8 protein-coding genes are annotated in these 8,823 nt (G+C 67.1%); all 8 read left to right on the top strand.

Features of this window, described 5'->3' with window-relative positions; all coding sequences use genetic code 11:
* The first annotated feature begins 201 nt into the window (after window positions 1-201).
* On the top strand, window positions 202-807 hold the full coding sequence (locus AUP43_RS03005; RefSeq protein WP_067552488.1) for a type VI secretion system contractile sheath small subunit: 606 nt from the start codon (window positions 202-204) through the stop codon (window positions 805-807).
* Between the two features lie 68 nt (window positions 808-875).
* Window positions 876-2,678, top strand: coding sequence for a type VI secretion system contractile sheath large subunit (gene tssC / locus AUP43_RS03010; RefSeq protein WP_067552491.1), 1,803 nt, complete (start codon window positions 876-878; stop codon window positions 2,676-2,678).
* A 36-nt stretch (window positions 2,679-2,714) separates the two neighbouring features.
* Window positions 2,715-3,212 carry an Hcp family type VI secretion system effector gene (locus AUP43_RS03015; RefSeq protein WP_067552494.1) on the top strand — a complete coding sequence of 166 codons (498 nt, stop codon included), beginning with the start codon at window positions 2,715-2,717 and terminating at the stop codon, window positions 3,210-3,212.
* A gap of 3 nt (window positions 3,213-3,215) precedes the next feature.
* Window positions 3,216-3,665, top strand: coding sequence for a type VI secretion system baseplate subunit TssE (tssE, locus tag AUP43_RS03020; RefSeq protein ID WP_067552497.1), 450 nt, complete (start codon window positions 3,216-3,218; stop codon window positions 3,663-3,665).
* A complete protein-coding gene (gene tssF / locus AUP43_RS03025; protein ID WP_067552500.1) occupies window positions 3,662-5,449 on the top strand; it encodes a type VI secretion system baseplate subunit TssF in 1,788 nt (595 codons plus the stop codon). The genes tssE and tssF overlap by 4 nt, the downstream gene beginning before the upstream one ends.
* Window positions 5,413-6,486: a type VI secretion system baseplate subunit TssG gene (gene tssG / locus AUP43_RS03030; protein WP_067552503.1), complete on the top strand. Its 1,074-nt coding sequence runs from the start codon at window positions 5,413-5,415 to the stop codon at window positions 6,484-6,486. The genes tssF and tssG overlap by 37 nt, the downstream gene beginning before the upstream one ends.
* A complete protein-coding gene (locus tag AUP43_RS03035; protein WP_067552506.1) occupies window positions 6,483-8,426 on the top strand; it encodes a type VI secretion system Vgr family protein in 1,944 nt (647 codons plus the stop codon). Before tssG ends, AUP43_RS03035 begins: the two co-directional genes overlap by 4 nt.
* Window positions 8,423-8,779 (top strand): toxin-antitoxin system YwqK family antitoxin, encoded by a 357-nt coding sequence (locus tag AUP43_RS03040; protein WP_157089211.1) that lies wholly within the window; start codon window positions 8,423-8,425, stop codon window positions 8,777-8,779. Before AUP43_RS03035 ends, AUP43_RS03040 begins: the two co-directional genes overlap by 4 nt.
* Window positions 8,780-8,823 lie beyond the last annotated feature (44 nt).

An 8,823-nucleotide genomic window follows, 5' to 3' on the forward strand; every position in this document is an offset into this window, starting at 1 on the left:
GCTGGATGGTCGGATCAAGTCCGACCATGACGAGGGAGAAAGAAGTCCTGGCCCTCCCCGCAACCGGGGAGGGTTTATTTTTATTCACATACACAATTTATGGTTGCATAAGAATAATATGGGGCATTAAATACGAGAACACGCTTTGGTTGTGTCTGGTGGCGGGCGCTCCCGTCCTGGGCCAGGAGGAGGGGGTGCGCGATGTTTCTCGTCGATACCAAGACCAGTGCGCAGAATCTGATCGCCAAGGACAATCCGCCGCGCGTCCAGATCAGCTACGAGGTCTATACCAAGGGCGCCACGCTGTCCGTGCAGCTGCCCTTCGTGGCCGGGGTGATGGCCGATCTGGCGGGGGCCACCCCCCGGAAAATCGCCTATAGCGATCGCGATTTCATCCAGCTCGACAATGACAGTTTCGAGCAGTTCATGGATCGCATCGCGCCCAGCGTGAAGGTGGTCTGGACCGATGCGAATGGCGACGATGCCGGCGATACGCTGGGCTTCGCCACCATGGACGATTTCGGCCCCTCGGCCATTGCCGAGCGCGCCCAGGGCATCGCCCGGCATTACAGCGATCGCCGCGCCCTGATGGGGCTGATGGCCCGGCTGGACGGCAACGCCGCCTTCCAGCAGACGGTGATGAGCATTTTGCAGCCCGCCGCCAGCGACGGCACGGCGGAGACAGACCCCGCGAAGATCAACGCCGCCCTTACGGCCATGCTGACCGAGGTGCTGCAACAGCGCGCCACCTACGAGGCCGCAGTGAATGGCGGCGGCGATGCGCCGGCCCTGCCGCCGCCCGCCTAGCCGCCCCGGCCTAGCCGAACGGCGCTGTTTCCCGCAATGCGTGCAGGACTTCTTTCCGAGGTGACGCCATGACCACGCCCATCCAGTCGCTTCCGGCCGATCTGCAGCCGGCCTTCACCACCGGCAATCTCGCCCTGGCGCAGACGCCGGAGCAGATGCTGACCGGCCTCGACATGCTGGCCGCCCTGCTGGGCCAGGCGATGCTGCTCTACCCGCCGGCCAGCGCCCCGGCCAAGGCCCCGGCCCAGCCGACGCCGCCGGCCCCGCTGGCCGCCGATGCGACCGACGCGGACAAGGAGACCTACCAGACGGCGTTGAAGAAATATCAGAGCGACCTGGCGGCCTACGCGCTTTACCCCTATCAGGTGGCCGCCACGCAGCTCGCCACCGCGCCGACCGAACCCACCATCCCGGACGATGCGACGCCGGAGGAGAAGGCCGAGGCGGAGGGCAAATACGCGCTGAAGCAGCAAATCCACGCGGACGGGCAAAGCTTCCTGGGCCAGCTCAAGGCCGCCATCGCGCTCGACGAGCCGATGGCGTTCGTCGCCACCTGCGTCGACCGGCTGACTGCCCAGGTCTCCGGCCAGGTGAACCAGATATTGCACCAGCCGGCCTTCCAGCAACTTGAGGCGCATTGGCGCGGGCTCAGCTATTTCGTGATGAGCACCCACACCAGCGACAACCTCATGATCCGGGTGCTGGATTGCAGCTATGACGAGGTGAAGGCCGATTTCAAGAAGGCGACCGACTGGGACCAGACGGCGCTGTTCAAGAAAATCTACACCCAGGAATACGGCACGCTGGGCGGCAAGCCCTATGGCGTGATGATCGGCGATTTCGCGGAATTCTCCGCCGCCAAGCCGGATGTCGACGCGCTGGAGCGGATGGGGCAGATCGCCGCCGCCTCGCATTGCCCGTTCGTCAGCTCGGCCTCGCCGCACATGTTCGGGCTGACCGGCTTCGCGGATCTGAACAAGCCGAACTCGCTGAAGAAGATTTTCGCCGGGCTGGATTACCTCGACTACAACTCCCTGCGTTCCTTCACCGATTCCCGGTACGTCTCGCTGGTGCTGCCGCATGTGCTGCTGCGCGCGCCCTACGACGCGGTGAACAACCCGGCCGACGGCTTCGACGATTTCGAGGAGACGATGGGCGCCGGGGCCGATCTGCGCGCCGACAAATACTTCCTGTGGGGCAACCCGGCCTATTACGAGGGGGCGCTGATCACCGACGCCTTCTTCACCTACAACTGGCTGGCGGCGATCCGTGGCGAGCAGGGCGGCGGGGTTCTCCAGAATCTGCCGGTCTTCACCTACACCACCGACGCCGGCGAACAGGCGATGAAAATCCCCACCGAGGTAATGATTCCCGACCGCCGCGAGGCGGAGCTGAACGATTTGGGCTTCATCGCCATCTGTAACCGCAAGCTGACCAACGAGGCGGTGGTGTTCGGCGGCAAGACAATCCATAACCCGCCGAAATGGGATAATAACAGTGCCGCCGGACAAATGGCGAACTCAAGCGAGGCGCTGTCGGCCACGCTGCCCTACATGCTGAACGCGGCGCGCATCGCGCAATATATCAAGGTGATGCTGCGCGACACGGTGGGCAGCTTCCAGACCGCGGGCACACTGCAGAACATGATCAATAGCTGGCTGGGCACGCTGGTGCTGCTGGATGACGAGGCGCAGCAGAGCGTGAAGGCGCGCTACCCGCTGCGCAACGCCCGCGCCGATGTGGCGGCGGTGCCCGGCAAGCCCGGCTACTACACCGCCACGGTCTATCTGCAGCCCTTCTTCCAGCTCGAAGGGGTGGATGTGACCATCAGCCTGGTCGCCGAACTGCCGCCGCCGGCCGCCGCCGCGTAACCACCGTCAGGCTCTAGCAGGCCAGGGGAGGCTTCCATGGACTACATCGTCCTCAACATCGCCGATAAATATTCGATCAAGGGCGAATGCACGCTCGACAAGCATGCCGACCAGATCAACGTGCTGGGCTTCTCCACCGGCCTCGCCATGCCGCTGCATATGGACTCATCCGGCGGCGGCCGGTCGACCGGGCGGGTGCAGATCCAGGATTTCAGCGTCACCAAATATCTCGACCAGGCCTCGCCGAAGCTTAATCTGGCCTGCTGCCTGGCGACCGAGCTGGGCAAGATCGAGATCTATCTGATCCGAACCTCCGGCGACAAGCCGATCGAGGCGATGACCTACACGCTGGAGAACGCCATGGTCTCCAGCATCTCGCTGAATGCCGGCGGCAACGAGATGCCGGTGGAATCGGTCACCTTCAACTTCACCAAGGTCACCTGGAGCTATCAGTTCGAGACCAAGGAGGGCGACCAGAAGGGCAAGGTGGAGACCGAGTACGATCTGGAAAAGGCGACCGGCCAGGGCAAGTAACGGATGGCCGGCCGCGTCAGCTACGGGTTGCGCGCGCCGCTGTTCGACCGGCTGTCGAAGGAGACCGACATGCCGGTCGTGCTGGAGGGGGCGGACCTGGCGGAATCGATCCGCGCCGCGCTGCTGCGGCTGTTCGGCTCGCGCGCCTATCGCGATGTGCGGGATTATCTGGCGGCCCCGCCATCGGTCGCCACCTATGGCGTGCCGGACACGGTGGATTATACCGCCAGCGCGCTGTCCGACCGGCAGCTCATGGCGCGGTCGCTGGAAATGGCGGTCCGCGCCTTCGAGCCGCGGCTGTCCGACATATCCATCGAGATCGAGCCGACGCGCGACCGCACAAGGCCGCTGGCCGCCCGGCTTACCGCCTCGGTGCGGATGCGCGGCTATGAGCGGCCGCTGGTGTTCCTGCTGAACGGGCCGGAGGTGATGCTGCTGGGAGCGCCGAAATGACCGGCTACGATACGCTGCTGCCCTATTTTCAGCGCGAGCTGGCGTTCCTTCGGCGCGAGGGCGTGGCGTTCAGTCGGCGCTACCCGCAGATCGCCCGGCGGCTCGATATCGTCGGCGACGCCGTGACCGATCCGGATGTGGAACGGCTGATCGAGGCGGTGGCCTTCCTGACCGGGCGCATCCAGCACACCATCGACCGGGAATTCCCGATCATCCCGGCAGCGCTGCTGAATATCCTCTATCCGCAATTCGCCGATCCCATCCCCTCCATGGCCATCGCCCAGTTCCTGCCGCCGCAGGAGGCCGGCAAGCTGACCACCGGCCTGACCGTGCCGCGCGGCCGGCAATTCTTCGCCGGCAGCGGCGCCCAGGCGGTCCGCTTCCGCACCTGCTATCCCGCCACGATCTGGCCGATCGAGCCGACCTTCGCGGATTTCGACGATTCCTTCCCCGACATCGTGCTGGCGGAGAAGGCGCGCAGCCTGTTCCGGCTGCGCCTGCGCTGCACCGGCCCCGGCTTCGGGCCGCTGGGGGCGGATCGGCTGCGCCTGCATCTGGCCGGGCTGACGGCGATGACCGACCGGCTGTACCAGATGCTGACCTCGGAGGTGCAGGCGGTCTATCTGCTGCCCGATGGCGATGCGTCGCGCCGGGTGCGGCTGCCGGCCGACAGCATCGAGCCAGTCGGCTTCCGGCCGGAGGAATCGGTGCTGCCGGAACAGCAACATGGCCTTACCGGGTTCCGTTTGCTGCTGGAGCTATTCCAATTTCCGGAAAAATTTCGCTTCCTTGACGTAATCGGCCTGATGGCGGCGGGCACCGCGACGATGGTGGATATCCTGTTTCCGGTCAGCGTCGCCCCACCGCCGGAGATCCATGCCGAGGCCTCCACCTTCCGGCTCGGCTGCACGCCGGTGATCAATCTGTTCGAGCAGGTCAGCCAGCCGATCCGCCTGACGCAGGAGAAGCTGGAATATCTGGTGCTGCCCGATATCGGCGACCGCGCGGCCGTGGAGGTGCATTCCATCCGCTCCGTCGCCGCCGCGCCGGACCCGGCCCGCCAGGTGCCCTGGGTGCGGCCCTATTTCGGCTTTTGCGGCGACGAGACGGCGGCGGAGCAAGGCATCTACTGGGTCGCCCGCCGCCGCCCGACCGAGCTGGCGGGCATTCCCGGCGACGAGATGTTCCTGACCTTCATCGACCCGTCCTTCCAGCCGACCGAGCCGGCCGGCCAGGTGCTCTATGCCCGGCTCGCCTGCACCAACCGGCGGCTGGCGCCCTATCTGCCGGCGAACCAGCCCCTGCAGCCGGACGAGGCGGCGGTGCCCGGCGCGCAGATGCTGATCACCGCCCCGACCGCGCCGGTGGAGCCGGTGACCGATGGCGCGGTGCTGTGGCGGCTGGCGAGCCAGCTGGCGCTGGGCGACGTGTCGCTGCTGGCCGGCGACGCGGCGGCGCTGCGCCAGTTCCTGCAGCTTTACGCGCTGAACGTCTCCCGCGCCGACGAGGTGCTGATCGACGCGGTGCAGGGCGCCAGGGCGACGCCGGCGCAGATGCGCCGCAGCGACGGGGCGACCCTGCTGCGCGGCACCGACATAAGTTTGAGCCTGGACGATAGCAGCCGGCCCGAGGGCAGCCTGTATCTGCTGATGACCGTGCTCGACCGCGCCCTGCCCGTGTTCGCCGCCGCCAACAGCTTCACCCGGCTGTCGGCCTGCCTGCTCTCCAAGCCGCAAGTGTGGAAATCATGGCCAGCGCGCCTCGGCGACCGCCCGATACTGTAATCGAGACGCTGTTCGCGGAGCCCTGGCGGTTCGAGTTCTGCCAGGCCGTGCGGCTGCTGGAGCAGATGGTGAGCGCCCCGTCGCCGCTGGGCGAATCGGCCAATCCCCGGCGCGAGGCGGTGCGGTTCCGCGCCGCCATCGAATTCGGCTTCCAGGGCGCCGCGATCCGCAGCGTCGAGCCGCCGATGATGCCGCTGACATCCTCGCGGCTGGAATCCTATCTGCGGCGCGACCGCAGCATCGTCTCGCAGGCCGCGATGACCGTCTCCTTCATCGGCCTGGCCGGCACGGTCGGCGCGCTGCCGATGGTCGATACCGAGCGTGTGCTGCGCGGCCTGCAACGGCGCGACGCGGCGCTGGCCGACTTTCTGGCGCTGTTCGAGAACCGGCTGATCGCGGTGTATTACCGGGCGCGGAAATCCAACCGCATCGGGTTCGAGCCGGTCCTGCCGGAACGCTCGCCGGTGGCGGGATATCTGGAAAGCCTGATGGGTCTTGGGCTGCCGGGCCTGGCCGATAATTTCCTCGATCCCGTCCGCCGCCGGCTGCTGCCCTTCGCCGGGCTGCTGGCCGGCGCGCGGCGGCCGCTGGAAGGCGCGCGCAAGCTGCTGGCGGCGATGCTGGACGCGCCGGTGGCGCTCGAAGGGCCGATCCGGCGCATGGCGCCTGTGGCGCCGGATCAGCGCACCGCGCTGGGCGTGCGGTTCCAGGCGCTGGGCCAGACCAGCGTGCTGGGCGGGCGGATGCAGGAGGACGGGCAGGGCTTGCGCCTCTGGGTCGGTCCGATGGGCCGCCCGGCCTATGATGCGTTGCTGCCGGATGGGGCCGGGCATCGCACGCTGTGCCGGCTGGTGCGGCTGTATTTCGGGGCCGGGGTGGGGGTGGAGCTGCGGCCGGTGCTGCACGCCACCGGCGTCAGCGCCGCCACTTTGTCGGCCCGGCAGGGCGCGCGGCTGGGCTGGACGAGCTGGCTGTGCGCCCGCCCCGCCGGGCAGGATGCCTGCGAGGCCCGCATTGCCATCGAGGCGGCGGCATGACCGGCGCATCCTCGGTTTCCGCCGCCGCCACGGTGAAGACATCGCTGTCCGGGGTCGATTTCACGCTGCTGTCCTTCGAGGCGGAGGAGCAGCTTTCCAGCCCCTTCCGGTTTCAGGCGACGGTACGCGCCAGCACGGCCAGCATCGATCTGGCCGGGCTGCTCGGCAAGGTGGCGTCGGTCACGATCACCGCCGGCGGCAAGGCGTCGCGCTGCTTTGCCGGCATCGTCGCGGCGGCAACCCAGCTCGACGCCGATCCGCGCGGGGCCAGCTACCGGCTGGAGCTTCGGCCGGCCTTGTGGAAGCTGTCGCTGGCGTCGGACTGCCGCATCTTCCAGCAAAAGACCGTGCCGGAGATCGTGCAGGCCGTCTTGAAGGCCGATGGCGTCGGGCTGGTGAAGAACAGCCTGTCGGCGACCTACGACAAGCAGGATTACGTGGCGCAGTTCGACGAAAGCGACCTCGCTTTCGTCTCGAGGCTGATGGAGCGGGCTGGCATCGTCTATTTCTTCACCCATGCGGCGGAGGGCGACACGCTGGTACTCGCCGACGATTCCAGCCCGTTCAAGCCGATCGCGGGACCGTCGGCGCTGAATTATCGCCTGCCGCAGGGCGGCATCCTGCAAGCCGACGCGGTCTCGCTGCTGACCTGGACGGCGCAGATGGCGACCGGCAGCGTCGGCATGGGGGATTACAGCTTCCTCATCCCCTCCACCGACCTGACCGTGACGGCGAAGGGAAAAGGCAGCGACCTTGCCCATTACAGCTTTCCCGGCGGCTATGCCACCAAGGATGCCGGCGATGCCGCCGCCAAGCGGCGCATCGACGCGCTGGATGCCGAATCGGCGGTGATATTGGGGGAGAGCGCCTGCCCCTCGCTGCTGCCGGGCGCGACCGTGAAAATCCAGGGCTATGGCGACGACAAGGTGAATGGCGGTTATGCCATCGCCGCCGTCACCCACCTGCTGACCGAGGGCGTCTATCACAACCGCTTCGAGGCGCTGCCCGGCGATACGGTGATCCGGCCGCGCCCGGTCACGCCTCGGCCGCGCATCGCCGGCCTGCAGACCGCCAAGGTGGTGGGCAAGCAGGGCGAGGAAATCTGGACCGACCAGTACGGCCGCATCAAGGTGCAGTTCCCCTGGGACCGGCAGGGCAAGTCGGACGAGAACAGCTCCTGCTGGATTCGTGTGGTGCAGGGCTGGGCCGGCAAGGGCTGGGGCCATCTGTTCGTGCCGCGCATCGGCATGGAGGTGATGGTCGCCTTCGTCGATGGCGACCCGGATCGGCCGCTGGTCGTGGGCGCGCTCTACAATGCCGAGCAGACCGCGCCGATCACGCTGCCGGGCGAGCAGACGAAGAGCACGGTGAAGACCAATTCCTCCAAGGGCGGGGAGGGATTCAACCAGATCCTGTTCGACGACGACAAGGGCAAGGAACTGGTCTATCTGCACGCCCAGAAGGACATGACCAGCGAGGTGCTGAACGACCGCACCGCCACGGTCACGCAGAACGAGAAGCTAACCGTCTCCAAGGGCGACCGCACCGTCGAGGTGACGGAAGGCAAGGAGACGCACAGCGTGAAGCAGACCCGCGACGTGACCGTCACGGGCAAGGAGACGCACACCAACAAGGCCGATTTCGACCACACGGTGGACGGCAATATGAGCCTGACCGTGAAGGGCAATTACAGCCTGACGGTGCAGGGCTCCGTCACCATCAAGGCGACCGGGGCGGTCACCATCGAAAGCAGCGCCGGCGCTGTCACGGTGAAGGCGGCGCAGAGCCTGCAGACCTCCGGCCTCACCATCTCCAACAAGGCGACCACCAGCCTGACCAATGATGGCGGCATGTCGATCACCAACACCGCCCAGGGCAAGGCGGCGCTGGAGAGCAGCGGCATGGTCACGGTGAACGGCGCCATGGTGAAGATCAATTGAGCGCGCCCGAATCCCAAGCATCCCCCTTGCTGCTGTGCGATGCGCAGGGCCGCCCGGAGGTCGAGGGGCAGACGCTGGATGGCAAGCTCGACGGGGCGGTGCGCTTCTATGCCGAGGGCAAGCTGGCGATGGTCGCAACCTACAAGACAGGCGCGCTGGACGGGCCGATGACCAGCTATGGCGCGGACGGCGCGGTGCTGGGCGAGGCGCTGTACCGGGACGGGATCAAGCTGTCGGAAAGTCCGCCGGCCTTGCCGCCCTCTCCACCATTGCCGCCCGCGCCTGCCCCACCGACGCTGGCGGCGCTGCTGAAGCTGTGGCTGTCGGCGAAGCTGGCGAAGGCGCGCGCATGAGCGGGCGGCCACCCCCCACCCCGGCCCTCCCCCGCAAGGGGGGA

This window comes from Oceanibaculum pacificum, assembly GCF_001618175.1.
GTDB classification, from domain to species: Bacteria; Pseudomonadota; Alphaproteobacteria; order Oceanibaculales; family Oceanibaculaceae; genus Oceanibaculum; species Oceanibaculum pacificum.

Coding starts and splice junctions, on each gene's coding strand:
- tssE (WP_067552497.1), top strand. CDS start 3,216: ATGGCCGGCCGCGTCAGCTACGGGTTGCGCGCGCCGCTGTTCGACCGG.
- AUP43_RS03015 (WP_067552494.1), top strand. CDS start 2,715: ATGGACTACATCGTCCTCAACATCGCCGATAAATATTCGATCAAGGGC.
- AUP43_RS03005 (WP_067552488.1), top strand. CDS start 202: ATGTTTCTCGTCGATACCAAGACCAGTGCGCAGAATCTGATCGCCAAG.
- tssF (WP_067552500.1), top strand. CDS start 3,662: ATGACCGGCTACGATACGCTGCTGCCCTATTTTCAGCGCGAGCTGGCG.
- tssC (WP_067552491.1), top strand. CDS start 876: ATGACCACGCCCATCCAGTCGCTTCCGGCCGATCTGCAGCCGGCCTTC.
- tssG (WP_067552503.1), top strand. CDS start 5,413: ATGGCCAGCGCGCCTCGGCGACCGCCCGATACTGTAATCGAGACGCTG.
- AUP43_RS03035 (WP_067552506.1), top strand. CDS start 6,483: ATGACCGGCGCATCCTCGGTTTCCGCCGCCGCCACGGTGAAGACATCG.